At 72.9% G+C, this 25,740-nt stretch carries 22 protein-coding genes and 1 tRNA gene; 16 read left to right on the top strand and 7 right to left on the bottom strand.

From position 1 onward, the window contains the following. Window positions 1-11 precede the first annotated feature (11 nt). Window positions 12-1,793, top strand: a complete 1,782-nt coding sequence (locus AB0L25_RS02750) for an ABC-F family ATP-binding cassette domain-containing protein (protein WP_500167917.1) — start codon at window positions 12-14, stop codon at window positions 1,791-1,793. A 16-nt stretch (window positions 1,794-1,809) separates the two neighbouring features. Continuing rightward, window positions 1,810-2,922: an amidase gene (locus AB0L25_RS02755; protein WP_500167919.1), complete on the top strand. Its 1,113-nt coding sequence runs from the start codon at window positions 1,810-1,812 to the stop codon at window positions 2,920-2,922. Here the strand turns inward: AB0L25_RS02755 and AB0L25_RS02760 are convergent. Both AB0L25_RS02760 and AB0L25_RS02765 read right to left on the bottom strand, forming a co-directional pair. After that, window positions 2,919-3,416, bottom strand: coding sequence for a MarR family winged helix-turn-helix transcriptional regulator (locus AB0L25_RS02760; protein ID WP_500167921.1), 498 nt, complete (start codon window positions 3,414-3,416; stop codon window positions 2,919-2,921). The two genes, AB0L25_RS02755 and AB0L25_RS02760, sit on opposite strands and share 4 nt — an antisense overlap. 87 nt (window positions 3,417-3,503) lie before the next feature. Further along, entirely contained in the window at window positions 3,504-4,313 is an 810-nt protein-coding gene (locus AB0L25_RS02765; protein WP_500167923.1) for a patatin-like phospholipase family protein, read from the bottom strand. A gap of 100 nt (window positions 4,314-4,413) precedes the next feature. On the opposite strand from AB0L25_RS02765, the gene AB0L25_RS02770 reads away from it, so the two are divergent. Next, window positions 4,414-5,199: a trans-aconitate 2-methyltransferase gene (locus AB0L25_RS02770; RefSeq protein WP_500167924.1), complete on the top strand. Its 786-nt coding sequence runs from the start codon at window positions 4,414-4,416 to the stop codon at window positions 5,197-5,199. A gap of 194 nt (window positions 5,200-5,393) precedes the next feature. On the opposite strand, the gene AB0L25_RS02775 is transcribed toward AB0L25_RS02770, so the two are convergent. Together AB0L25_RS02775 and AB0L25_RS02780 are read right to left on the bottom strand one after the other, a co-directional pair. After that, on the bottom strand, window positions 5,394-6,113 hold the full coding sequence (locus AB0L25_RS02775) for a TetR/AcrR family transcriptional regulator (RefSeq protein WP_500167926.1): 720 nt from the start codon (window positions 6,111-6,113) through the stop codon (window positions 5,394-5,396). A gap of 53 nt (window positions 6,114-6,166) precedes the next feature. Continuing rightward, entirely contained in the window at window positions 6,167-7,120 is a 954-nt protein-coding gene (locus tag AB0L25_RS02780) for an acyl-CoA desaturase (protein ID WP_500167928.1), read from the bottom strand. Window positions 7,121-7,278: 158 nt separating this feature from the next. On the opposite strand from AB0L25_RS02780, the gene AB0L25_RS02785 reads away from it, so the two are divergent. The 13 genes from AB0L25_RS02785 (at window position 7,279) to AB0L25_RS02845 (ending at window position 20,687) form a co-directional block, all read left to right on the top strand. Continuing rightward, on the top strand, window positions 7,279-8,178 hold the full coding sequence (locus AB0L25_RS02785; RefSeq protein ID WP_500167930.1) for an ADP-ribosylglycohydrolase family protein: 900 nt from the start codon (window positions 7,279-7,281) through the stop codon (window positions 8,176-8,178). A 96-nt stretch (window positions 8,179-8,274) separates the two neighbouring features. Next, window positions 8,275-9,036, top strand: a complete 762-nt coding sequence (locus tag AB0L25_RS02790) for a hypothetical protein (RefSeq protein ID WP_500167932.1) — start codon at window positions 8,275-8,277, stop codon at window positions 9,034-9,036. A gap of 64 nt (window positions 9,037-9,100) precedes the next feature. Next, window positions 9,101-9,173, top strand: a tRNA-Gln gene (locus AB0L25_RS02795). A 158-nt stretch (window positions 9,174-9,331) separates the two neighbouring features. Next, complete coding sequence (glmU, locus tag AB0L25_RS02800) at window positions 9,332-10,765, top strand: bifunctional UDP-N-acetylglucosamine diphosphorylase/glucosamine-1-phosphate N-acetyltransferase GlmU (protein ID WP_500167934.1); 1,434 nt, start codon at window positions 9,332-9,334, stop codon at window positions 10,763-10,765. Between the two features lie 147 nt (window positions 10,766-10,912). Then, complete coding sequence (locus AB0L25_RS02805; protein ID WP_500167936.1) at window positions 10,913-11,893, top strand: ribose-phosphate diphosphokinase; 981 nt, start codon at window positions 10,913-10,915, stop codon at window positions 11,891-11,893. A gap of 298 nt (window positions 11,894-12,191) precedes the next feature. After that, window positions 12,192-12,821, top strand: coding sequence for a 50S ribosomal protein L25/general stress protein Ctc (locus tag AB0L25_RS02810; protein WP_500167938.1), 630 nt, complete (start codon window positions 12,192-12,194; stop codon window positions 12,819-12,821). A gap of 117 nt (window positions 12,822-12,938) precedes the next feature. Next, window positions 12,939-13,550: an aminoacyl-tRNA hydrolase gene (gene pth / locus AB0L25_RS02815; RefSeq protein ID WP_500167940.1), complete on the top strand. Its 612-nt coding sequence runs from the start codon at window positions 12,939-12,941 to the stop codon at window positions 13,548-13,550. 140 nt (window positions 13,551-13,690) lie between these two features. Further along, a complete protein-coding gene (locus AB0L25_RS02820) occupies window positions 13,691-15,166 on the top strand; it encodes a sugar transferase (protein ID WP_500167942.1) in 1,476 nt (491 codons plus the stop codon). 81 nt (window positions 15,167-15,247) lie between these two features. Then, complete coding sequence (locus AB0L25_RS02825) at window positions 15,248-16,216, top strand: inositol monophosphatase family protein (protein WP_500167944.1); 969 nt, start codon at window positions 15,248-15,250, stop codon at window positions 16,214-16,216. A 95-nt stretch (window positions 16,217-16,311) separates the two neighbouring features. Next, entirely contained in the window at window positions 16,312-17,229 is a 918-nt protein-coding gene (gene cysD / locus AB0L25_RS02830; RefSeq protein ID WP_500167946.1) for a sulfate adenylyltransferase subunit CysD, read from the top strand. Between the two features lie 62 nt (window positions 17,230-17,291). Continuing rightward, window positions 17,292-18,554, top strand: a complete 1,263-nt coding sequence (locus AB0L25_RS02835) for a sulfate adenylyltransferase subunit 1 (RefSeq protein ID WP_500168094.1) — start codon at window positions 17,292-17,294, stop codon at window positions 18,552-18,554. A gap of 110 nt (window positions 18,555-18,664) precedes the next feature. Then, a complete protein-coding gene (locus tag AB0L25_RS02840; protein ID WP_500167948.1) occupies window positions 18,665-19,573 on the top strand; it encodes a glycosyltransferase family 2 protein in 909 nt (302 codons plus the stop codon). A 148-nt stretch (window positions 19,574-19,721) separates the two neighbouring features. Further along, window positions 19,722-20,687, top strand: a complete 966-nt coding sequence (locus AB0L25_RS02845) for a sulfotransferase (protein WP_500167950.1) — start codon at window positions 19,722-19,724, stop codon at window positions 20,685-20,687. Between the two features lie 805 nt (window positions 20,688-21,492). Here AB0L25_RS02845 and AB0L25_RS02850 read toward each other — a convergent pair. From AB0L25_RS02850 to AB0L25_RS02860, 3 genes are read right to left on the bottom strand one after another with little or no spacing between them, the layout of a single operon-like run. Beyond that, window positions 21,493-22,707, bottom strand: a complete 1,215-nt coding sequence (locus AB0L25_RS02850) for a glycosyl hydrolase (RefSeq protein ID WP_500167952.1) — start codon at window positions 22,705-22,707, stop codon at window positions 21,493-21,495. Next, a complete protein-coding gene (locus tag AB0L25_RS02855; RefSeq protein ID WP_500167954.1) occupies window positions 22,704-24,020 on the bottom strand; it encodes an RCC1-like domain-containing protein in 1,317 nt (438 codons plus the stop codon). Before AB0L25_RS02855 ends, AB0L25_RS02850 begins: the two co-directional genes overlap by 4 nt. Next, on the bottom strand, window positions 24,017-25,738 hold the full coding sequence (locus tag AB0L25_RS02860; protein WP_500167956.1) for an oligosaccharide flippase family protein: 1,722 nt from the start codon (window positions 25,736-25,738) through the stop codon (window positions 24,017-24,019). Before AB0L25_RS02860 ends, AB0L25_RS02855 begins: the two co-directional genes overlap by 4 nt. Window positions 25,739-25,740 lie beyond the last annotated feature (2 nt).

The raw sequence follows: 25,740 nt of genomic DNA on the forward strand, positions 1-25,740 counted from the left end.
CTGGAAGCGTCGTGAATCTGATCAATCTTGAGAACGTCGCCAAGGCCTACGGGCCCAAGCCGCTGCTGGACGCCGTCTCCCTCGGCCTCGACGAAGGGGACCGGATCGGCGTCGTCGGCCGCAACGGCGGCGGCAAGAGCACCCTCGTGTCCGTCCTCGCGAAGGAGACCGAGCCCGACGCCGGGCGCGTCACGCACGCGCGCGGGCTGCGGCTCGGGCACCTCGTGCAGCGCGACGAGTTCCCCGCGGGCGCGACCGTCCGGTCCGTCGTCCTCGGCGACCGCGCCGAGCACGAATGGGCCGGCGACACGCGCGTCCGCGACGTCCTCGCCGGGCTGCTGCCCGGCCTCGACCTGGACGCCCCCATCGCCGGCATGTCGGGCGGCGAGCGGCGCCGGATCGCCCTCGCCCGCCTGCTCGTCCCCGAGTCGGACCTGATCCTGCTGGACGAGCCCACCAACCACCTCGACATCGAGGCGATCGACTGGCTCGCCCGGCACCTGCGGGCCCGCAAGGGCGCGCTGCTCGTCGTCACCCACGACCGCTGGTTCCTCGACGCCGTCACCGACCGCACCTGGGAGGTCGTCGACGGCCGCGTCGAACGCTACGAGGGCGGCTACTCCGCGTACGTCCTGGCCAAGGCGGAACGCGCCCGCATCGCCGCCGCCACCGAGGCCAAGCGGCAGAACCTGCTGCGCAAGGAGCTCGCGTGGCTGCGGCGCGGCCCGCAGGCCCGCACGTCCAAGCCCAAGTTCCGGGTCGACGCCGCGCAGGCCCTCATCGCCGACGAGCCCCCGGCCCGCGACCCGGTCGAACTGACCCGGTTCGCGACCGCCCGGCTCGGCAAGACCGTCATCGACGCCGAGGACGTCACCGTCCGCGTCGGCGACCGCTCCCTCTTCGAGCACCTCACCTGGCGGCTCGGGCCCGGCGAGCGCGTCGGCCTCGTCGGCGTCAACGGCAGCGGCAAGAGCACCCTGCTGCGCCTCCTCGACGGCACGGTCGCCCCGTCCGCCGGGGCGATGGTGCGCGGCAAGACCGTCCAGCTCGCGCACCTGTCGCAGAACCTGGAGGAACTCGACCCGGCCCGGCGCGTGCTGGAGTCGGTCGAGGAGATCCGCCGCCGCATCACCGTCGGCAAGCGCGAATGGACCGCGAGCCAGCTCCTCGAACGGCTCGGGTTCCCCGGCGACCGGCAGTGGACGCCCGTCGGCGACCTGTCCGGCGGCGAGCGCCGCCGCCTGCAGCTGCTGCGGCTGCTCATGGGCGAGCCGAACGTCCTGCTCCTCGACGAGCCCACCAACGACCTCGACATCGAGACCCTCACCGAGGTCGAGGACCTCCTCGACGGCTGGCCCGGCACCCTCGTCGTCGTCAGCCACGACCGGTACTTCCTCGAGCGCGTCACCGACCGCGTCGCCGCCCTCCTCGGCGACGGCCGCGTGTCGATGCTGCCCGGCGGCGTCGACGAGTACCTCGAGCGCCGCGCGTCCGCCCGCGCCGCGTCCGGTCCCGCGCCGTCCGCGGCCGCCGGGACGTCCGCCGCGGCGGCCCCCGCGCAGCCGTCCAAGCCCAAGGGCCAGCAGGACTGGAAGGCGCGCAAGGAGCTCGACCGGCTCGAACGCCGCCTGGAGAAGCTCGCGGCGCAGGAGGCCGACCTGCACGAGCAGCTCGCCGCGCACGCCACCGACTACGCCAAGCTCCAGGAGCTCGACGGCCGCCTCAAGGAGATCCAGGCGCAGGCCGCCGAGATCGAGGAGGAATGGCTCATGCTGGCCGAGGACATCGGCTGACCGGCACAATCCCCCCATGTCGACATGGATCATTCGGACGGACGCGCCCGGTGACGGCCCCCGGCTGGCCGTGAAGGACGCCATCGACGTCGCGGGGCTGCCCACCACCGCGGGCAGCGCCGCCATCGCGGCGCTCGCCCGGCCCGCCGAGCGGGACGCCGCCGTCGTCGCGTCCGCCCGCGCCGCCGGCGCCCGCATCGTCGGCAAGACGAACCTCACCGAGTTCTGCCTCGGCGTCGACGGCGTCAACCCCTGGTCGGGGACGCCCGTCAACCCGCTCGACCCGTCCCGTATCCCCGGCGGCTCGTCCAGCGGCTCCGCCGTCGCCGTCGCCGCCGGCGAGGCCGACGTCGCGTTCGGCACCGACACCGGCGGGTCCGTCCGCGTTCCCGCCGCCTGCTGCGGCATCGCGGCCCTCAAGACCACCCACCGCCGCGTCCCCCTCGACGGCGTCCACCCCCTCGCCCCGTCCCTCGACACCGTCGGGCCCATGGGCCGCGACGTCGCCGCCGTCGTCCTCGGGATGCGGCTGCTCGAACCCGGCTTCGCGCCCGTCCCGTACGAGCCGGGCCTTCCCATCGCGCGGCTCCGGCCGCCGGGCGTCCGTCCCGAGATCGACGCGGCCGTCGACGACGCCCTGCGCCGCGTCGCGGCCCTCGCCGACGTGCGCAGCGAGGCGTTCGACGAGGGCGGCATGGCCAACGGCGCGATCGTCGGGGACGAGGCGTGGAACGTCGACAGCCGTTACCTCGACCGGCCCGACCTCGTCAGCGAACGCATGCGGCACCGTCTGCCGCTGCTCAAGAGCATCTCCCGCAAGTACCTCCCGTGGGCCCGGGAGGTGCAGTGGGCGCTGCGCGCCGAACTCGGCGCGATCCTCGAACGCCACGCCGCGATCGCCCTGCCGGTCCTGCCGACCGTCGCGCCCGAACCCGACGACGACCTCCAAGGCGACCTGCCCCTCACCCGGCTCACCGGCCCCGTGAACGTCGCCGGGCTGCCCGCGTTCGCGCTGCCGGTCCCGCTGCCGGGCTCGCACCTGCCGGCGTCCGTCCAGCTCATCGGGCCGGCGGGCGGCGAGGAACGGCTCTGCGGCCTGGCCGCCGCGCTCGAGGCGGCCCTCCGCTAGTCGCGCGCGGTGTCGAAGGGGACCAGCAGCGTGCGCAGCAGCCCCGCCAGGGCCTCGTGCTGCGCCGGGCTCAGCCCCGCGAGGATCGTCTCCTCGCGGGCCAGCAGATCGGCGAACGCCGCGTCCACCCGGGTCAGTCCCGCCTCGGTGAGCCGCACCTGGACGCCGCGCTTGTCCTGCGGGTCCGGGTGCCGCTCCACCAGCCCCGCCGCCGCCAGCCGGTCGATCCGGTTCGTCATCGTGCCCGACGTGACGAGCGTCGCGCGCAGCAGCCGTCCGGGGCTCAGCTGGTACGGGGAGCCCGCCCGGCGCAGCGCCGTGAGCACGTCGAACTCCCACGACTCGAGGTCGTGGGCCACGAACACGGCCCGCCGCGCCCGGTCGAGGTGACGGGCCAGCCGCGACACCCGGCTGAGGACCTGCAGGGGACGCACGTCCAGGTCCGGGCGCTCGGTCCGCCACGCCTCGACCAGCCGGTCGACCTCATCCTCCATGCCGCAAGCCTACCTGTCTTGATATCGAGATACCCCGGGGTGCGGGCGTGAGGGGACCCTAACCCCCGCGATCTCCCCGCCGACAGATCACCCCCACGGCCCCGGGCGCAGCCGCGCCGCCTCGCCGGCGGACTGGCGCACGCCCGCCCGGAAGCAGCCGCCCCACCGGCCCGTGTCGCCGAGGTCGCCGCCGAACGCCCGCAGGGACCCGGCGTCCGGCACGAGCCGCACGTCCGCGCCCGCGCCCGGGCCGCCGAAGCCCACCGGCTCCACCAGGACGACCGTGCCCGCGCCCGCGGCGAGCGCGGCGTTCGAGCCGCCGCCGAACGCGCCGTCCATGTACCGCCGCCCCCCGATCGTCACCGGCCGCGCCATCCCGGGCGCCGCGCTGCTCGCCGCCACCGCCGCCGACAGCGGCACCCCGCTCGTCCGATCCCACACCACCGGCTCCCCGGACGCGACGTCCACGCCCGTCACGAGCAGCTGCCCGTCCGGCCAGTCGTCCGTCCCCACGAGGGCCCGGATCCGCTCCCGGTGGGCCTCGCCGTCCAGGGCGTCCGCCTCCAGCGCCAGCCGCCCCACCCGCCGCCGCGCCTCGGCCGGGTCGAGCGCCGCGTCGTTCAGCAGCCCGAACACCCGCGCCATGACCGGCCCGGCCCCGCCCCCGGCCGCCGGGGGCCGCGCGGGGCTGGGCGTGTCGGCCCACGCGTCCAGGTCGCGGCCGGAGGCGATCATGGCGCCCGCGATGGCGCCCGCGGAGGTGCCCACGATCAGGTCCGCTGCGGCGAGGTCGACGCCGTGCCGGTGCAGGCCCGCGGCGAGGCCGAGGAGCCAGGCGGTGCCCACCGGCCCGCCGGGGCCGAGGACGAGCGCCCGGCCGGGATTCGTCGCGATCATGCGGCGAGCGTAGGAGCGGAAGTGACGCCCGGGCATCCGTCAGGTGACCGGTCGCCGTGATTCTTGACATCAAGATATGGGGGCGGCATCATATGTCTTGATGTCGAGACACGCCGAGGCCGTTTGGGACCCCGCGCAGTACGGGGTCTACGGAGACGAACGCTTCCGGCCGTTCCGCGAACTCGTGGAACGGCTCGGCGACGTCGCGCCCCGGCGGATCGTCGACCTCGGATGCGGGAGCGGGGAGCCGGCCGCGACACTGGCGGGCCGCTGGCCCGGCGCCGTCGTGGAGGCCCTCGACTCTTCGCCCGAGATGATCGACGCCGCGCGCGCCCACGAGATCCCCGGACGTCTCACCTTCCGCGTCCAGGACCTCCGCACCTGGGACGGCCACGACATCGACCTCATCGTGTCCAACGCCGTCCTGCAGTGGGTCCCCGAACACCTCGAACTGCTGCCCCGCTGGGCCGGCGCCCTCGCCCCCGGCGGACGGCTCGCCTTCCAGGTCCCCGGCAACTTCGCCGCCCCCAGCCACACGATCCTCCGCGAACTCTGCACGTCCGACCGGTGGGCCCCGCGCCTCGGCCACATCGTGCGGGACGCGCCCGTCCTCAGCGCCGAGGGATACCTCGACCTCCTCGCCGGCCACGGCTGCGCCGTCGACGCCTGGGAGACCACCTACATGCAGACCCTCACGGGCGACGACCCCGTCCTCGAATGGGTCAAGGGCACCGCACTGCGCCCCGTCCTCACCGCACTCGACGCCCCGGACGCCGACGCGTTCGTCGCCGAGTACCGCGAACGCCTGCGCGACGCCTACCCCGCGCGCGCACACGGCACCGTCTACCCGTTCCGGAGGATCTTCGTGATCGCCCGACGCACCTAGACCACGGCGCCGCCCGCCCGTCCGGGGACAGCGAATCGTTCCCCTGCGGTGTGCGAGACCCGGACGGCGGGCGGCGACCGGCGCGACCGACACGGTCGCACCACGACCCCGGCGTCGCGACCCGACGTCGGCGACCCCGGTCGGCGGCCGCCCGGACGAACTCCGGACGGCCGCCGACGCACGTACGGCTCCGCTTACTCCGGCTCGTCCGCGCCGTCGTCCCGGCGGGTCCTGACCTGCGCGCGCGCCGCGGCCTTCTCCTCCTTGGCCGCGATCTTCTCCGCCCGCTTCTGCGCGCGCTCCATCTCCTTGCGCCGCCGCCGGGGATCCAGCGACGGACGCTGCTCCAGCCCCGACAGCCCGTTCCACGCCAGGTTCACGATGTGCGCCGCCACGTCCTCGCGGCGTGGCTTGCGGACGTCCAGCCACCACTGGCCCGTGACCGCCACCATCCCGACCAGGCTCTGCGCGTACAGCGGCGCGAACTTGTCGTCGTACCCGTGCCGGTCGAACTCCTGAGCGAGGATGTACTCGACCTCCCCGGCGATCTCGCTCAGCAGGCTCGCGTAGCTCCCGGTACCGGTGCCGCCGTGCGAGTCCCGGACGAGGATGCGGAACCCGTCCGGATTGCTCTCGATGTACTCCAAGAGCCCCAGCGCGGCCTTCTCCAGCTTGCCCCGGTAGTGCCGCGCGGACGTCAGCGCCTCGGTCACGAGCCGCAGCAGACCCTCGAACTCCCGGTCCACCACGACCGCGTACAGGCCCTCCTTGCCGCCGAAGTGCTCGTACACGACCGGCTTGGAGACGCCCGCCGCGGACGCGATCTCCTCCACCGAGGTGCCGTCCAGGCCGCGCTCGGCGAACAGCGTGCGTCCGATCGTCAGCAGCTGCTCGCGGCGTTCCTTGCCGGTCATCCGCTTTCTGCGGGTCCTTGGAGCGGGTTCTGTCACAGGGTCAATTGTGACGCTCAAGCAGGCTGCTTCGTCCGCCGTGCGGCGAGCCGCTCATCGTTCGGCCACCGCACGTCGTACGCCCAGCCGGCCTTCTCGAAGCCCTGGATGATCCGGGCGCTGATGTCGATCTGCCCCTTCAGCACGCCGTGCCGCGCGCACGTCGGGTCCGAATGGTGCAGGTTGTGCCACGATTCGCCCAGCGACGGGATCGCCAGCCACCACACGTTCCGCGACTTGTCCCGGACCTCGAAGTCCTCCTTGCCGAACGTGTGGCAGATCGAGTTGATCGCCCACGTCACGTGGTGGACGAGCGTGATCCGCACGAAGCCCGCCCAGAACAGCGCCGTCAGGAACCCCGCCCACGACATCGTGATCAGCCCGCCGAGCACCGCCGGCAGCAGGAACGACACCGCCACCATCGCCGGGAACAGCCGATGGATCCGGGTGAGGTCGCGATCGTTCAGCAGGTCCTTGGCGAACCGCGGCTTCGACGTCTGCTCGGCGTCGAACAGCCACCCGTAGTGCGCCCACACCAGGCCCTTCAGCAGGGCCTTCCAGTCGTTGCCGAACCGCCACGGCGAGTGCGGGTCGAACTCCTTGTCCGAGTGCTTGTGGTGGCGCCGGTGGTCGGCCACCCACGTGATGACCGGACCCTGGATCGCCATGCTTCCGGCCAGCGCCAGGAAGATCTTCAACGGCCGCTTCGCCTTGAACGACCCGTGCGTGAAGTACCGGTGGTACCCCACCGTGATCCCGCCCGCGGTCAGGACGTAGAACACCGCGGCGAGCGCGACGTCCGTCCAGCCGAGGAAGCTGCCCCACGCCAGCGGCACCGCCGCGATCAGGGCCAGGAAGGGCACGCCGGTGAACACCGCGACGAGGAGGCGTTCGGCGTTGCCCTGCGGTTCGGGTGCCAGTTCGGGGCGCCGCTGCGGGCGCGGAGGATCCACCGTCGTGGCTGTCGTCATGCGTCACCACTTCCTGCAACTCGGGAGGTCTTACCTACGCCAACGTAACCTACGGAACCGTAGGTATGACAGGTCCGGTCGGTAAAATCAGTGGGAACATGTCCCTCGGGTCACAGAACTCTCGCTGCTCGACCGTGCCCCCGGCGGAAGGACGCACTATGCCCCTCACCCTGGACGAACGCTCGGCGCGCGCCGAAGGTTCGCTCGTCGGCCTGTCGGTCGGCGACGCTTTCGGCGATCAGTTCTTCCTCCTCGCGAACCGGGACGTCTCCACGGAGACCGGCATGCCGCCCGCCCCCTGGAACTGGTCGGACGACACGGAGATGGCGTGCTCCATAACCGACGCCCTAAACCAATCCGGGCAAATCAACCAAGATGATCTGGCCCACTCCTTCGCCGACCGCATGGACATCGGCCGCCGCTACGGCGCCGGCGCCCTCGAACTCCTGGAGCGCATCCAGAACGGCGACGACTGGCGCCGCGCCTCCCGCGAACTCTTCGACGGCAAGGGCTCCTTCGGCAACGGCGCCGCCATGCGCGTCGCCCCCCTCGGCGCCTACTTCTGCGACGACCTCGACCGCGCCGCCGAACAGGCCGTCCTGTCCGCCGAGGTCACCCACGCCCACCCCGAGGGCATCGCGGGCGCCGTCGCGATCGCCGTCGCCGCCGCCCTCGCCGCGTCCCGTCCGGGCGACCCCATCGAGCCCCGCGAACTCATCGAGACCGCGCTCGACCGGACGACGATGGGCGAGTACGTCCGCCGCGGCCTGCGCCGCTCCCTCCGCCTGCTCGCGAAGACCCCGCGGGAAGCGGCCCACGAACTGGGCAACGGCAACCGGATCACCGCGCAGGACACCGTCCCGTTCGCCCTCTGGGCCGCCGCGACCCGCCTGGACGACTACGAATCAGCCGTCCGCGCGTGCGTCCAGGTGGGCGGCGACATGGACACCACCGCCGCCATGGTCGGCGGCATAATCGCCGCCCACCACGGCCCCGAAGCCGTCCCGCCGGCATGGCTCGATTCCCGCGAACCCCTCCCGGACTGGCTGTCCCTCTGAATCGGACGAATCGGTTCGACAGCGCCATAGCGGTAAGTAATCATCTGGCAACTGAATGTTAAAGTTGCTGGTAAAGTCCACTCCATGAGTGGACCGATGTCGGACGAGATCCGAGACAGGCTCAAGCCCAAGGCCATCGAGCTCCGCAAGCAAGGCTGGACCTACCGAGAGATCGCAGGCTCGTTGGGAATCGCCATAGGCACCTGCTCCCGGTGGTTAAGGGACGTGCCCGCGCCGCCGCGGCCGGGGCATGACCAGGAGCGCGTGGCGGCGATGTGGAAGGCGCGCTGGGAACCGTTCCATATTGCTCGCGAACAAGAACGCCAAGAGCTCAAGCTCGCCGCCTGCCGTGAGGTGGGCGAGCTGAGTGACCGGGACGTGCTGATGCTGGGTGCGGTCATCTACTGGTGCGAGGGCTCCAAGGACAAGATCTACAGGAGGCAGGAGAAGGTTCGGTTCATCAACAGCGACCCGGCGTTGATCGCCTTCTTTCTTCGATTCCTCCAAGTGGCGGGCGTCCGGGGCGACCAGATCCGGTATCGGCTTCACATCCACGAGACGGCCGATGTCGACGAGGTGACGAGGTGGTGGGCCGAGGCGGTGGGAGCGTCGGCCGAGGAGTTCCAGAAGCCGACGATCAAACGCCACAGGGCCAAGACGAATCGGAAGAATCTTGTCGACGAGTACAGAGGGTGTCTGCAGGTCTCGGTGAACCGAAGCGCGGACCTCTATCGACGCATCGAGGGCTGGGCCTTCGGAGCACTCCTGGGCGAGGAGGCGGCGCGGGCCTACCTGGAGAATCGATCGGACGCGGCGCTCGCCGAGATCATCGGAGCCCGTCACGGCCGCCCGAAATGATGTAGGGGGTCGTCGTCGGGCCGGTATCGTTGGACCGGCAGGCTCTCCGGCAGAGTCCTGCCGGTCCGCCGTGGCGTAATTGGCAACGCAGCTGGTTTTGGTCCAGAAGATTCTAGGTTCGAATCCTAGCGGCGGAACTGTCCGGTATGTCTGATGCGTGGCCGGGTGGTGGGCGGGGGATGACGCCTGCGTGTCGGGCGGTATCCTTCGGGTTGTCGGGCCGATGCGCCCTGCGGCGCGTGTCGTCGCAGGTCGGCCCCTATGTCAACCGTCCGCGATGCCGAGGAGCCTCCTTGTGAGCGCGAGCCGCCCGGCCGCCGTCATCGTTCTCGCCGCGGGCGAGGGCACCCGGATGAAGTCCCGCACCTCGAAGGTGCTTCACGAACTCTGCGGGCGCAGCATGCTCGGGCATGTGCTGGCCGCCGCGCGGGGCCTGGAACCCGAACGGCTCGTCGTCGTCGTCGGGCATCGCAGGGAGCAGGTCGTCGCGCACCTGGGCGAGCACGTGCCGGAGGCGCGCGCCGTCGTGCAGGAGGAGCAGAACGGGACGGGCCACGCCGTCCGGATGGCGCTCGAGGAGATCGGGGCCATGGACGGGACGGTCGTCGTCACGAACGGCGATCACCCGCTGCTGCGCGCCGAGACGCTCGCCGACCTGGTGCGGACGCACGAGGGCGAGGGCAACGCGGTCACCGTGCTGACGACCGAGATGCCGGACGCGACCGGGTACGGACGGATGATCCGTGCGGACGACGGGAGCGTCGAGGCGATCGTCGAGCACAAGGACGCGTCGGAGGCGCAGCGGGCCGTCAGCGAGATCAACGTCGGGATGTACGCGTTCGACGGGTCGCTGCTGGAGGACGCGCTCAAGCGGGTGACCACCGACAACGCGGGCGGCGAGGAGTACCTCACCGACGTGGTGGCGATCCTGCGGGGCGACGGGCACCGGGCGGGCGCCCACCTGGTCGCGGACTGGATCGAGACGCAGGGCGTCAACGACCGGGTGCAGCTCGCGCAGGCGCGGCGGCAGCTGAACGACCGCATCCTGGAGGCCCACATGCGGGCCGGGGTGACGATCGTCGATCCGGCGTCCACGTGGATCGACGTGCAGGTGACGGCCGAGCCGGACGCCGAGGTCCTGCCGGGCACGCAGCTGCACGGGACGACCCACCTGGGGGCGGGCGCGAAGGTCGGTCCGGGCTGCACGCTGACGGACACGCGGGTCGGGGCCGAGGCGGTCGTGGCGAACGCGGTGTGCGTCGGCGCGGAGATCGGGCCGGAGGCGACCGTGGGGCCGTACGCGTACCTGCGGCCGGGCACGAGGCTCGCCCGGAAGGCGAAGGTCGGGACGTACGTCGAGACGAAGAACGCGGACGTGGGCGAGGGCGCGAAGGTGCCCCACCTGACGTACGTGGGCGACGCGGAGATCGGCGCGGGCTCGAACATCGGGGCCAGTTCGGTGTTCGTGAACTACGACGGTGTCGAGAAGCATCGCAGCGTGATCGGCTCCCATGTCCGGGTCGGCAGCGACAACATGATCGTCGCGCCGGTGACGGTCGGGGACGGCGCCTACACGGCGGCCGGTTCCGTGATCGTGCAGGACGTGCCGCCGGGTGCGATGGCGGTGGCGCGGGCGCGGCAGCGCAACGTGGAGGGCTGGGTGGAGCGCCGGCGGGCCGGGACGGCTTCGGCCGAGGCGGCGCGCCGGGCCCGGGACGAGGCCGAGTAGGGCCGCCCTCCGGGGTGCAAGGCAGGGCGGACAGCGGCGTCCCCCGCGAACAACAGACGACCCGTGCGCGCGGACTCTTGCGCGCGCGGGGAGTGGGGACAACAACCCACGTGAAGCACAGTTCCATTGAGGGGGAGTCGTTCAAAGGTGAGTGGGATCAAAGCGAGCGGTCAGAAGAAGCTGATGCTCTTCTCCGGCCGAGCCCACCCGGACCTGGCCAAGGAAGTTGCCGACCACCTCCACGTCGAGTTGACGCCGACCTCCGCGTACGACTTCGCGAACGGTGAGACGTTCGTGCGGTTCCTTGAGTCGGTGCGCGGTTCCGACGCCTTCGTGATCCAGAGCCACACCGCTCCCATCAACCAGTGGATCATGGAGCAGCTGATCATGGTGGACGCGCTGAAGCGGGCGTCGGCCAAGCGGATCACGGTGGTGGCGCCGTTCTTCGGGTACGCGCGGCAGGACAAGAAGCACCGGGGGCGGGAGCCGATCTCGGCCCGGCTGATGGCGGACCTGTTCAGCACGGCCGGCGCGGACCGGGTGATCACGGTGGATCTGCACACCGCGCAGATCCAGGGGTTCTTCGACTGTCCGGTGGACCACCTGTTCGCGCTGGACCTGCTGGCCCGGCACTTCGAGAGCAGGCTGGACCTGTCGAACGTGACGGTGGTGGCGCCGGACGCGGGGCGCGTGCGGGTGACGGAGCGGTGGAGCGACCGGCTGGGCGGCGTCCCGATGGCGATCATCCACAAGAAGCGCGACCCGGACGTGGCGAACGAGGTCAAGGTCTTCGACGTCGTCGGCGAGGTCGAGGGCCGGACCTGCGTCGTGGTGGACGACATGATCGACACGGGCGGGACGATCGTGAAGGCGGCGGACGCGCTGTTCGAGAACGGCGCGACGCGGGTGGTCGTGGCGGCGACGCACGGCGTCCTGTCGGGTCCGGCGGTGGACCGGTTGAAGAACTCGCGGATCTCCGAGGTGGTGCTGACGAACACGCTGCCCATCCCGGAGGACAAGCAGTTCGACAAGCTGACGGTGCTGTCGATCGCGCCGCTGGTCGCGCGGGCGATCAACGAGGTGTTCAGCGACGGTTCGGTGACGAGCCTGTTCGGCGGTCACAGCTAGGCCGTCCGAGCGCAGCCGGCCGTGCCCGGCCCGCCGTCCGGCGGGCCGGGCGCGGGCGTTTCGGGCGTCCGCGTGTCCCCCGGATGGATCGCGCGTTACGGGGATCGGCTAGACTTGCTGAATCCCGCGTATGCCCTTGGGTCGTTCAGTGCGGTGCCGGTTCGGTCCCGTGCTCCCCGGGGGAACGCAAAGAATCTTCGAGGCGCCTGACGCATCGAGCATCGCCTGATTCGCTTTTGTCCGTAGCGGACGTCCGATGGCGGACGGCCGTGGATCGCAACAACGAGGAGTTTTCGCCGTGTCCGAGGTACGCATTGCCGCCGAGCCGCGCACCGAGTTCGGTAAGGGTGCCGCGCGGCGCACCCGCCGGGCCGGCAAGGTGCCCGCCGTCCTCTACGGTCACGGCACCGACCCGACGCACATCTCGCTGCCGGGCCATGAGCTGATGATGGCGCTGAAGACGCCGAACGCGCTGCTGGCCATCGAGGGGCTCGACGGCGGGAAGCAGCTGGCGCTGCCGAAGGACGTCCAGCGCGACCCGATCAAGGGCTTCCTGGAGCACGTCGACCTGCTGATCGTGAAGCGCGGCGAGAAGGTCGTCGTGGACCTGCCGGTGAACGTGGTCGGCGACGTGGTCGCGGGCGGCGTCGTGTCGCAGTCGGTCGTCGAGGTGCAGGTCGAGACCGAGGCGACGCACATTCCGGAGTCGGTGGAGCTGGACGTCACCGGCCTGGCGGTCGACACGCAGGTGCTGGCGAAGGACCTGAAGCTGCCGTCGGGCACGACGCTCGCGGCGGACGAGGAGATCCTGATCGTGCAGATCACCGACGCGACGGCGTCGGCGGGCGCGACGGAGACGGCCGAGGAGGCGCCGGCCGAGGGCGAGGGGCCGGCCGCGGACGTCAACACCCCCGAAGCGAGCGAGTGACGTTTCCCCGGGTGCCGGTGGCGCCCGGGTGACCGGTTGCGGCCGTGCCGGCCGTGCCGCGACGTGTGACGGCCCCCGCCGGTGTGCGCACCGGCGGGGGCCGTCGTCCGTTCGAGGATGTGCGGTGAGGGAGTTCGGGTGAGCGCGGACATGTGGCTGGTGGTGGGCCTGGGGAATCCGGGGCCGAAGTACGAGGGCAACCGGCACAACGCGGGGTTCATGGTGCTGGACGTCCTGGCGGGCAGGGTCGGCGGGACGTTCAAGGCGCACCGGTCGAAGCTGTTCGGGTCGCGGTCGGACGTGCTGGAGGGGCGGCTCGCGGGGGAGCGGGCGGTGCTGGCGAAGCCGCGGTCGTTCATGAACGAGTCGGGCGGTCCGGTGAAGGGGCTGCGGGACTTCTACAAGGTGCCGGTGGAGCGGGTGGTGGTCGTCCATGACGAGCTGGACATCCCGTTCGGGGCGGTGCGGCTGAAGAAGGGCGGCGGCGACAACGGCCACAACGGGCTGCGGTCGGTGACGCGGTCGCTGGGCGACCGTGAGTATCTGCGGGTGCGGTTCGGTGTGGGGCGCCCGCCGGGGCGGATGGACGCGGCGGCGTTCGTGCTGAAGGACTTCTCGGCGGCGGAGCGGCGCGATCTGGGCGTCGAGGTGGAGCGGGCGGCGGACGCGGTGGAGGCGTTGCTCGGAGACGGCTTGGCGGCGGCGCAGAACGCCTATCATTCGGGTTGATCTCGGGCGCCGCGGCAAACGCGGGTTATGGGGTTCTTCCTGGGAGTTCCAAGGATCAGGTGAACCCCGGGGGGCCTTCAGGCGTCCCTGAGGTGGATCGATCTTTTCGGGGCGCGCGTTACAAGGGTTGGTGAGGGCGTATGGCCGTCGTTGACAAGGTTGCGGCCGAGTCATCGATCCGCCAAGAGAAGCGGTACTCGCAGACCCAGGACTGGAGCGCGCGGTACCGGAGGATCGCGGGTTTCCTCGATTTCCTCAGCATGCTCGCGGCGGGTGTGATCGCTTTTCTGCTGCGGTTCCCGGGTGTGCCGGGGGAGTGGCACACGCCGTACATGGTGCTGACGGTGGCGCTGCCGCTGGTGTGGGTGCCGGTGCTGATGCTGTGCCGGGCGTACCAGCCGCGGTACATCGGGGTGGGGTACGAGGAGTTCCACCGGGTGCTGCGGGCGGGGTTCATCTTCACCGCGGGCATCGCGATCATCGCGTACGCGTCGAAGACGGACGTGGCGCGCGGCTACGTGGTGATGGCGATGCCGCTGGGGACGTTCCTGGCGGTGGTGGCGCGGTACCGGCTGCGGAAGTGGCTGCACCGGAAGCGGTGGCACGGCCAGTACATGCGGCGGGTGGTCGCGGTGGGGCACCGCACGTCGGTGGAGGACCTGATCCGGCTGCTGCGGCAGAAGCGGTACCACGGGATGGACATCGCGGCGGTGTGCCTGCCGCCGGCGCTGGTGACCGGGGACGACGCGGTGGCCGAGGTGGAGGGCGTCCCGGTGCTGGGCGACTTCGGGCAGACGGCGGCGGTCGCGGACCGGGTCGGCGCGGATTCGGTGGCGGTGCTGGCGTGCCCGGAGCTGGACGGGACGGCGCTGCGGCGGCTCGCGTGGCAGATCGAGCGCAACGACGTGGAGCTGGTGGTGGCGCCGGCGCTGATGGACGTGGCGGGGCCGCGGATCTCGATCCGTCCGGTGTCGGGGCTGCCGCTGCTGCACGTGGAGCATCCGGAGCTGGACGGCGGCCGGAAGGTGCTGAAGGGGCTGTTCGACCGGGCGGCGGCGCTGGCGGGGCTGCTGATGCTGAGCCCGCTGCTGCTGGCGGTCGCGGTGCTGATCAAGACGACGAGCGCGGGCCCGGTGATGTTCCGGCAGACGCGGGTGGGGCGCGGCGGCCGCGAGTTCACGGTGCTGAAGTTCCGGACGATGGTGCAGGACGCGGAGGCCCGGAAGGCGGAGCTGCTGGCCAGCAACGAGGGCGACGGCGTGCTGTTCAAGATGCGGGCGGACCCGCGGATCACCCGGGTGGGGCGGTGGCTGCGCCGCTACTCGCTGGACGAGCTGCCGCAGCTGATCAACGTGCTGCGGGGCGACATGTCGCTGGTGGGTCCGCGTCCGCCGCTGCCGGACGAGGTGGCGCAGTACGGCGGGGACGTGTACCGGCGGCTGGTGGTGAAGCCGGGCCTGACGGGGCTGTGGCAGGTGAGCGGGCGTTCCGACCTGACGTGGGAGGAGTCGGTCCGGCTGGACCTGCGGTACGTGGACAACTGGACGCTGGCGCTGGACCTGCAGATCATCTGGAAGACCTGGTCGGCGGTGTTCCGCGGGTCGGGCGCGTACTAGCCGCCCCGAGGGGTCACCGGGCCGGGCGGCCGTGAGAATGTAGACCGGGCAGACCAGTCGAGTCGGGAATGTGGTCGAGGGATGACGGATCAAGCGGTGGCGGACGATCACGCGCTGGCGGCGGAGCTGGCCGCGGCGGCGGGGCGCCTGCTGCTGGGCGTGCGGGACGAGATGGGGTTCGCCGACGCGCGGGCCCTGAAGGACACGGGCGATCTGCGGTCGCACGAGTACCTGATGGGGGCGCTGGCGGAGCGCTGTCCCGGTGACGCGATCCTCTCCGAGGAGGGCCGCGCGTCGGTGGCGGGCAAGCGGGCCGAGGGCGCGGACGCCGCGCCGACGGCGAACACCGCGACCGCGGCGCGGCTGTCGGCCGACCGGGTGTGGATCATCGACCCGCTGGACGGCACCCGGGAGTTCTCCGAGGAGGGCCGCCGCGACTGGGCGGTGCACGTGGCGCTGTGGGTGCGGGACGGTTCCCCGGCGGGGCGGCTCGCGGCGGGCGCGGTGGCGCTGCCGGCGCAGGGCGTGACGCTGCGGACGGACGCGACGGGCGGTGCGTCGCTCGTCCGGGAGGAGCCGAGCGCGCCGGACGCGGTGACGGGCGGTGCCGTCGCGGGAGGTGCCGGGTCGATCGTGGACCGGCGGGGCCTGCCGCGGGAGGGGCCGCTGCACGTCCCGGCGCCGGACACGGGCAAGCTGCGGATCGCGGTGTCGCGGACGCGGCCGCCGGAGTTCGTCCGGCGGCTGGCGGACGCGGTCGAGCCGGACGTGGAGCTGGTGCCGATCGGTTCGGCGGGCGCGAAGATCTCCGCGGTGCTGCTCGGCGAGGTCGACGCGTACGTGCACGCGGGCGGCCAGTTCGAGTGGGATTCGGCGGCTCCGGCGGCGGTGGCGCTGGCCGCGGGCGCGCACGCGTCGCGCGTCGACGGGGCGGCTCTCGCGTACAACCGTGAGGACCCCAGGTTGCCGGATATCCTGGTGTGTCATCCCGTGTCGGCGTCGACGCTGCTGACCGGCATCCGGGACGTGAGCGACGCGCTGCCGACGTGACCCCGCTTCGCGGTCGTCGTTCGAGCCGGTGGACGGGTGCGCCCGTCGCGTGCCACCGGTAGTACCTGCCAGTTCGTGGAGAGAAGCCCCAGATCATGCAGCGTGGCGATTATCTGCTGTCGCAGTTGGACGTCCTAGAGTCGGAGTCGATTCACATCTTCCGGGAGGTGGCGGCCGAGTTCGAGAAGCCGGTGCTGCTGTTCTCGGGCGGCAAGGACAGCATCGTGATGCTGCGCCTGGCCGAGAAGGCCTTCTGGCCCGCGCCGATCCCGTTCCCGGTGATGCACGTCGACACCGGGCACAACTTCCCCGAGGTGATCGAGTTCCGTGACCGGCGGGTCGCCGAGACGGGCGTCCGGCTGGTGGTCGCGTCGGTGCAGGAGTCGATCGACAAGGGCCGGGTCGTGGAGGAGAAGGGGCGCCGCGCGTCCCGGAACCGGCTGCAGACGGTGACGCTGCTGGACGCGATCGAGGAGCACGGTTTCGACGCGGCGTTCGGCGGCGCCCGGCGCGACGAGGAGAAGGCCCGCGCCAAGGAGCGGGTGGTGTCGTTCCGCGACGAGTTCGGCCAGTGGGACCCGAAGAACCAGCGTCCCGAGCTGTGGAACCTGTTCAACACGCGGATCACGCGGGGCGAGCACGTCCGGGTGTTCCCCCTGTCGAACTGGACCGAGCTCGACATCTGGGACTACGTCCGCCGCGAGGGGCTGGAGCTCCCGTCGATCTACTTCGCGCACTCCCGGCGGGTGTTCGAGCGGGACGGGCTGCTGCTGGACGCGCAGACCGGGTTCGCCAACCGGGGCGACGACGAGCCGGAGTTCGAGGCGACGGTCCGGTACCGGACGGTCGGGGACGCGTCCTGCACGGGCGCGGTGAAGTCGGCGGCGGAGTCGCTCGACGAGGTGATCGAGGAGATCGCGGCGACGCGGATCACCGAGCGGGGGCAGACCCGCGCCGACGACCGGACGAGCGAGGCGGCCATGGAAGACCGCAAGAAGGAGGGCTACTTCTGATGGCCACCGCGTCACCCGAGAACCCGCGGACCCCGGAGCAGGCGCAGGCGTCCGGGAAGCCGATGGACATCCTGCGGTTCGCCACGGCCGGGAGCGTCGACGACGGCAAGTCCACGCTGATCGGACGGCTGCTGTTCGACTCCAAGTCGATCTTCGAGGACCAGCTGGAGTCCGTCGAGAAGACCAGCGCGGACCGCGGCGAGGAGTACACGAACCTGGCGCTGCTGACCGACGGCCTGCGGGCCGAGCGGGAGCAGGGCATCACGATCGACGTGGCGTACCGGTACTTCGCGACGCCGCGCCGCAAGTTCATCATCGCCGACACCCCCGGGCACATCCAGTACACCCGGAACATGGTGACGGGCGCGTCGACGTCCGATCTGGCGATCATCCTGGTGGACGCCCGCAAGGGGATCCTGGAGCAGTCGCGGCGGCACGCGTTCCTCGCGACGCTGCTGCAGGTGCCGCACCTGGTGGTGGCGGTCAACAAGATGGACCTGGTCGACTACGACCGGGCCACCTACGAGCGGATCGTGGACGAGTTCACCGCGTTCGCCTCCAAGCTGGACGTCACCGACCTGACGTTCGTGCCCATCTCGGCTCTGCACGGCGACAACGTCGTGGAGCGCAGCGTCAACATGCCCTGGTACGAGGGCTCCTCTCTACTCCACACCTTGGAGCACGTGCACATCGCGTCGGACCGCAACCTGATCGACGTGCGGTTCCCGGTGCAGTACGTGATCCGCCCGCACGCCTCCACCGACCCGGAGCTGCACGACTACCGGGGTTACGCGGGGCAGGTCGCGGGCGGCGTGCTCAAGCCGGGCGACGAGGTGGTGCACCTGCCGTCCGGGCTGACCACGACGATCACGCACATCGACGGGCCGCGCGGCCCGGTCGAGGAGGCGTACGCGCCGATGTCGGTGACGCTGCGGCTGGCCGACGACATCGACATCTCCCGCGGCGACATGATCGCCCGGCCGAACAACCGGCCGGAGGTCGCGCAGGACATCGAGGCGATGGTCTGCTGGATGACCCCGGACCGCACCCTCACCCCGCGGTCCAAGCTGGTCGTCAAGCACACCACCCGCACCGCGAAGGCGATGGTCAAGGAGCTGCACTACCGGCTGGACGTCAACACCCTGCACCGCGACGACCAGGCCGACGGGCTCGCGCTGAACGAGATCGGCCGGATCAGCATGCGGGTGACGCAGCCGCTGTTCGTGGACGACTACACCCGCAACCGGCTCACCGGCGGGTTCATCCTCGTCGACGAGGCCACGAACAACACCGTCGGCGCCGGAATGATCATCGGTACCCGCTGACCCCCGCGGCGCCGGCGCGCGGGACCGGACGGCACCCCCTGGAGGGGCGTCCGTCCGGTCCCGCGCCCGTCGCCCGTCCCCCCCACAACCCAACGCAAGGCAGGTCGTCGATGCCCCCATCCGTCGGAGTGGTGCTTCCCACGCACAACCGGCCGGAGCTGCTGCGCCGCGCGCTGGAGTCGGTGCTCGCGCAGGACTACGACGGGGAGCTGCGCGCCGTCGTCGTGTTCGACCGCGCCGAGCCGGACGCGAGCCTGGCGGGCGACCGCGTCGAGGTGATCGCGAACACCCGGGAGCCGGGCCTGGCGGGCGCCCGCAACAGCGGCATCCTGCACCTGGACACCGACCTCGTCGCGTTCTGCGACGACGACGACCAGTGGCTGCCCGGCAAGCTCGCGGCGCAGGTCGCGGCGCTGGAGGCGGCGGTGGCGGGCGAACCGGACACGGTGCTGTGCAGCTCCGGCATCCTCGTCGACTTCGACGGCCGGGAACTGCCCCGGCTCGCCGGGACCGACCGCGTCACCTACGACGCCCTCATCCGCGACCGGATGATGAGCGTGCACTCGTCGACGTACGTGGCGCGCCGCGAGCGGCTCGTCGAGATCGGGATGGTGGACGAGTCGATCCCGGGCAGCCAGGGCGAGGACTGGGACCTCGCGCTGCGCGCCGCGCGCCGCGCCCCGGTCGTGAACGTCGACGTCCCGTACGTCCGGGTGCTGTGGGGGCTGACGTCGTACTACGCGCAGGCGTGGGAGACGAAGGTCGCGGCGCTGGAGTGGTTCCTGGAGCGGTACCCGGAGATCGGCGAGGTGCCGGGCGCGGCCGCGCGGGTGTACGGGCAGCTCGCGTTCGGGTGCGCGACCGTGGGGCGCCGTAAGGACGCGCTGCGCTGGTCGGCGCGCGCGCTGAAGGCGAACCCCGCGGAGCGGCGGGTCCCGTTCGCGCTCGCCGTCGCGTCCGGCGCGGTGTCGGGCAAGCGGGTGCTGCTGGCGCTGCACGCGCGCGGGCGGGGGATCTGACCGGTCCCGGGCACGGGACCTGGGCGATTCGCGCCCGGGCACGTCCGGGCGAACTGTACGGTGATGGGCACGTCGCAGGCGTACATGGAGCAGGCTTTTTCGGGCCGTCGCGGCTTCTGCGACACGGCAGGTTCTTCGGTGAGGTGGCATGGCAGTGGACGCCCCCGTGCGGGTGCTGTTCATCGGGGCTCTCGGGCGCAGCGGCACGACGCTGATCGAGCGTCTCCTCGGTGAGCTTCCGGGCACCGCGTCGCTCGGCGAGGTCGTGCACCTGTGGGAGCGCGGAGTCGGAGCGAGCGAGAAGTGCGGGTGCGGGGTTCCGTTCCCGGAATGCCCGTTCTGGGGGAAGGTCGGCGAGCTGGCGTTCGGCGGCTGGGACGCCTTCGACCTCGCGGAGTTCCGCGCGGCGAAGGACCCGGTCGACCGCACCCGCCACATCCCGGCGCTGTCGCGCGGCAGCGGCGCCGACGGGGTGCCGGACGATCTGCGCGGGCCGCTGGCCGCGTACGTCCGGTACTACGAGCGGCTGTACGACGCGGTCCGGCAGGTGAGCGGCGCGCGGCTGCTCATCGACTCCAGCAAGCACGCCTCGCTCGCGTTCTGCCTGCGCTCCGCGGCCGCCGAGGGACGCCTCGACCTGCGGGTCGCGCACGTCCTGCGCGACAGCCGGGGGGTGGCGCAGTCCTGGTCCAAGGAGATCCGCCGCCCGGAGGCGACCGAGGCCAGCGCCGAGCAGTACATGGCGCGCTGGTCGCCGCACAAGGTCGCGATGCACTGGAACGCCGCGAACGGGGCGTTCGCGCTGCTGGGGCGCCGCGGCGTCCCGGTGCGGACGGTCCGCTACGAGGAGTTCCTCGCCGACCCGCGCGGGACGCTGCGCGGCATCGCCGAGTTCGCCGGGCTCCCGGTGACGGACGGCGACCTGGCGTTCCTCGAGGACGACCACGCGACGCTGTCGGCGAACCACACCGCGTCGGGCAACCCGATGCGCTTCACGACGGGACGGGTCGAGCTGCGCCGCGACGACGCGTGGCGCGAGAAGATGCCGCCGGCGCGGCGCCGTGCCGTCACCGCACTGACCCTGCCGCTGCTGCGGCACTACGGATATGTCTGACCGATCCCCTTTCCCTCATCCCTTTCCCCGAGCCGCTGCGAGGAGCCGTCCCGTGCGCGTACGACCGCCCGCAGGCCGCCGCCTGTCCCTCGTCCTGCCCGCGGCCGCCGCGGCGGCGCTGCTGGCGCCGCCCGCCGCCGCCCACGCCGACCCCGACATGACGCTCGTCGTCGACTCGGTCGCCGAGGCCGGGTACTACGTGGACTCCGGCGCCAAGTACTTCCAGTCGGACGGCGCGCTGGACCTGCTGCGCGACAACAAGGCGCTGCACTCGCCGGTGTTCGTCGCCGTGCTGCCGCAGGGCCAGTCGCCCGACACCGTCCTGAACGGCCTCGTCCAGGGCGTGGGCCGCAAGGGCACCTACGCGGTGATCAGCGGGCAGGAGCTGCGGATCACGTCGACCGCGCTGCCGCAGTCGCAGGTGAAGACGGCCTACGACAAGGCGGTCGCGGCGAACGGGTCCCGTCCCGACAAGGCGCTGATCAGCTTCGTGAAGCTGCTCCCGGCGGCGGAGGGGCTGCCGCCCCGCGACGACGCGAAGAAGATCGAGGAGAAGGCCGCGCAGCCGCCGCTCGCCGAGACGAAGGTGGGCGAGGACAAGGCGCAGGCCAGCGAGCACGCCGAGGCCGTGCAGAACCGGGCGGCGCAGGAGACGGCTGACGACGGCGGCTTCCCCGTGCTGCCCGTCGCGGGCGGCGGCGTGGTGCTGGTGCTGCTCGCGGGCGGCGGGTTCCTGTTCTGGAAGCGCCGCGGCGCCGCTCCGGCGGCGGCAGCGGCCGCGGCCGGAGCGGGACGTCCCGGCGGTTCAGCCGCCCCAGGTGCCGGTCCCGGCGCCCCCGGTGGGCCCGGAGCTCCCGGGGCGGGTCCGGCGGCGGGACCGCAGCAGCAGCCACCCGGCGGCCCCCAGGGCGGCCAGCACCCCGGCGCCCCCGGCGGCGGCCAGCACCGGTCCTAGCGCGTCGCCGCGGGCGTCCTCCTCCCGGCAGTTCGGCGGGCAGGGGACGCGCGCGGCGAACACCGGCGCGGCGGCCATCGTCCGCCAGCCGCGCAGGGACGGCTCCGAGCTGCGGTAGTCCCACTCGCAGGTCGGGCCCTCGGGCCGCGCGTGCCGGGCGTCCCAGTGCAGCAGCGCCGTGTACCGGCGGTACTCCGGCCGCTGGAGGAGCGCGGCGGCCTCGGCGAGCCACCGCGCCTTGCGGTCGGGGTCGGCCGGGTCCTCGACCGTGCCGGTCTCCAGGATCATCAGCTGCTCGCCCGGGTGCTTCTCGCCGAACCGGCGGTGCCGCTCGATCAGCTCGCCGAGCGGGCGCCAGCCCTCGTCGCGGCCCCGGCAGGTGAACCAGTTGTAGGCGTCCACGCCGATCGCGTCGACGGCGTCGTCGCCGGGGTAGTAGCGGGCCGCGTCGCGGCCGAACGCCGCGTCCGTCATCGTCCACACGTGGCGGACGTTGCGCGCGCCCTCCTCCCGGAACGTCGCCACGACGCGCCGCCACGCGTCCGTGTACTCGCGCGGCCTTCCCATGCCCGAGGATGCGCCGTTCTCGGGCTCGTGGTTGAAGGTGAACCACACGGTGCCGGGGAGTTCCTTCAGCGCGCGCGCCTGCCGCCGGATCTCGCCGTCGATGGCGCTTCCGGGGGGTGCCGAGGCGATGTCGGCCCACCGCAGTTTCGAGCCGTCCGGGCGGCGCGCCTTCACCGAGATGAAGAAGACGTGCGAGCGGGCCCGCGACCGGACGAAGTCGTCCACGACCGGTTCGCCCCACCGCCGGAACACGCGGACGGCGCCGAGCGGGCGCCCGGTCTCCCGCTCCCGCTCGGCGAGGTCGGCGTCGCCGTGCGCGGTGACGCCGAGCAGCATCGGCGCGCGCCCGCCGCCCGGCGCGGCGGCCACCCCGGCGGACGACGCCGCTCGTGCGGGCCCGGCCCCGGCGACCGGCGTGACGGTCGCGGCGCACAGCGCGGCGCTCGCCAGCAGCGCCGCCGGGCGGCGGCTCCGCCGGGGCCGCGCCGGACGCGTCACCGGGAGTCTCGCGGCTGCATCAGGATCAGCAGGTGGTGGCCGCCCGCGGCGGCGGACAGGAACGCCCCCGCGCGGGCGCCCTGCGCGAGGATGATGGGGCCGGGCCGGGAGCGCGGCAGCCGGCTGCCCGCGCCGAGCTGCCCCTTGCCGTCGGCGCCCCAGGTCAGCGCGCTGCCGCCGGCGAGCAGCGCCACCCCGAACCCGTCGCCGGCCTCGACGCCGGTGACGCCGCGCAGCTTCGGCGTGTGGGAGCCCTTCACCGGGACGGGACGGGCGGACGGCCGCGTGCCGCCGTCGCCGAGCTGCCCGTTGCCGTTCGAGCCCCACGCCACCATCGTCCCGTCCTCCAGCAGCGCGTAGTTGTGGTTGCCGCCCGCGGCGATCGCGGTGACGTCCCCCAGCGGGGCGCCTCCGGACGGGCCCGCGACCGGGCCGGGCGTCCAGCGTCCCCGGGTGGTGCCGTCGCCGAGCTGGCCGTGGTCGTTCTTGCCCCACGACAGGACGCGGCCGTCCTTCAGCCGGGCGATCGCGTGCTTGTTCCCCGCGGCGAGCTCGACGACCCCGGTGAGGCCCCCCTGCCCGCCGGCGCCGCTGACGGGCGCGGGCAGGGCGCGGGCCGTCACGCCCGCGGTGCCGAGGATCCCGGCGAGGTTGCCGCCCCAGGACAGGACGCGCCCGTCCCGCAGCGCGACGAGGCACGCCTGGTCGCCCGCCGCGATCGACGCGACGCCGGTGAGCGGCGCGTCGCCCTCGGCGTCGCGCACGGTCGTCGGATGGGCGGGGGCCTCGGTGGTGCCGATGCCGCGCTGGCCGCTGCCGCCCGCGCCCCACGTGACGACCCGTCCGTCCGACAGCAGCGCGAGCGACAGGTTGCCGGAGGCCGCGATGCCGGTGACGCCGCGCAGCTCGCCCGCGGCGCCGTCCGGGGCGCGCACCGGGACGGGCACGGACCTGGGCTTGCTCGTGCCGTCGCCGAGCTGCCCGTTGCTGTTGGAGCCCCAGGCGAGGACGCGTCCGTCGGCGAGCAGCGCGAGCGAGTGCCGCTCCCCGGCGGCGAGGGCCTTCACGCCGGTCAGCGTGCCCTGCCCGGTCGGGGCGCGGACGGGCCCGAGCGCGACGTCGAACCCGTCGGCCTTGCGGCCGAGCTGGCCGAAGCTGTCGAGGCCGACGCTCCAGACCTCCCCGGCCGTCGCGGCGGGCGCGGTGGGGCGGGGGTCCTCGGCGCCGGCGTCCGCGCCGCCGCAGGCGGCGGTCAGGGCGAGGCAGAGGGCACCGGCCGCGGCGGGCGCCGCGGCCGTCCGAGGGGACCTCACCGACGCCGGTCGGGCATCGTGCGGTCCGGCGGCAGGCCGGCGCCCGGCGCGCCGCCGGGCCACCTGCCGTCCGGCCACAGGCCGTCGGGGACCGTGCGGTCCGGCGGGAGCGTTCGTTCATCCATGGGCGGGACGGTCCGTTCTGCGGGGGTGGACGCGGCGGCGGGGCCCCGGCCGGCGCCGCGGCGCCGCAGCAGGGCCTTGAACGCGGTGAGCGACAGCCGTTCCCGGCCCGTCCAGAGCAGCACCGCGTATCCGGCGGTCCCCAGGGCGACGCCCAGCGCCAGCGCCGGGAGCGTCGTGCCCAGAGCCGCCTGGACGCACACCGGGAGCATACCGAAGCAGATGACGGCATAAGCGATAGATCGCCACAATCCGGCACCAGTGGGGGAGATGCCCAGAATCCGGCGGATCTGCAGCAGTGGCAGCACGTTCCGCGTGGCGAGCGCCGCGGCCCGCGCGGCCGCCGCCCCCGGCACCCCGAACAGCGGGATGAGCACCACGTTCAGCACCATGTTCACCGCCAGCGCGGCGGCGTTGTTGCCGAGGCTGAGCCCGCTGCGCCCCGCCATCAGCAGGACGACGTCCGCCGGGCCGACCGCCGTCGCCAGCAGCATCGTCAGCGCCAGCACGATCGTGGTGCTCTGCCCCTGCTCGGCGTACTCGGGGCTGAACACCATGAGGAACACGTGCGCCCCCGCGGCGAGCGTCAGGTACAGCGGCCACGTGACGGCGACGGTCCAGGTCGTCCCGACCGCCATGACCCGCTGGGCGCCCGCGACGTCCTCCATCGCCATGTGCCGGCTCACCGCGGGCTGCATTACCTGCTGCAACGACTGCGCGGCGAGCTGCCCGAACACGATGAACCGGGTCGCCGCCGTGTAGATCGCGGCGTCCCGCGGGGAGGCGAGCGCGGCGATGAGGACGATGTCCGAGCGCTGCAGGGCGGTCTGGCAGATCTGCGCCAGCGAGCGCGGCGCGGTGAACCGCCAGAACGGTCCCGCGAGGTCCCGGACGGGCGCGGGCGTCCCGCCGCCCCCCGCCCGCCGCGCGAGCGCCCGGTACTGGACGGCCGCGATGAGCACGCCCGGCACGTACGGCAGGCTCCACGCCAGCGCCAGGACGGCCGCGTCGCCGTCGACCGCGTACGCGACCAGCACCCCGCCGACCTGCGCCACCTGCCGGAAGATCTTGTCGACCAGCACCGTGGGCCGCATCGAGCCGTGCCCGCGCGTCGCGGCCAGCAGCGCGTCCTGCGCCGCCGCCGCCGGGAGGAACAGGCCGAGGACGCGCAGCATCGCCGTCGTCTCGCCGGGCGCGTCGCCGTGCACCAGCTCCGCGAACCACGGCGCCGTGACCACCATGACCAGCCCGGCCAGGCACGCGGTCGCCAGGACGGGGACGAGCGCGATCGGCACCGTCCGGCGGGCGTTCGCCCGCTCGCCCAGCGCCAGGTGGTGCGGCAGCCAGCGCAGCAGGCCCGCGTCGCTGCCGAGCCCCGCCACCGCGTTCAGGATGAGGAACAGCGACGTCGCGGCGAAGAACGCGCCCGCCAGCGACTCGTCGTACGTCCGCACGACCGCGACGATCAGCACGAACCCCATGAGCCCGGCGCACATCGCGCCGACGAGGTTCAGCGCGCCGCCGCGCGCGAGCTTGCCGAGATCGGCGTTCGCGCCGCCCGGCGGACCGGGGGCGCCGGATGTCGCGGTGGTCATCT

This window comes from Spirillospora sp. NPDC052242 (assembly GCF_040679555.1).
GTDB lineage: Bacteria > Actinomycetota > Actinomycetes > Streptosporangiales > Streptosporangiaceae > Spirillospora.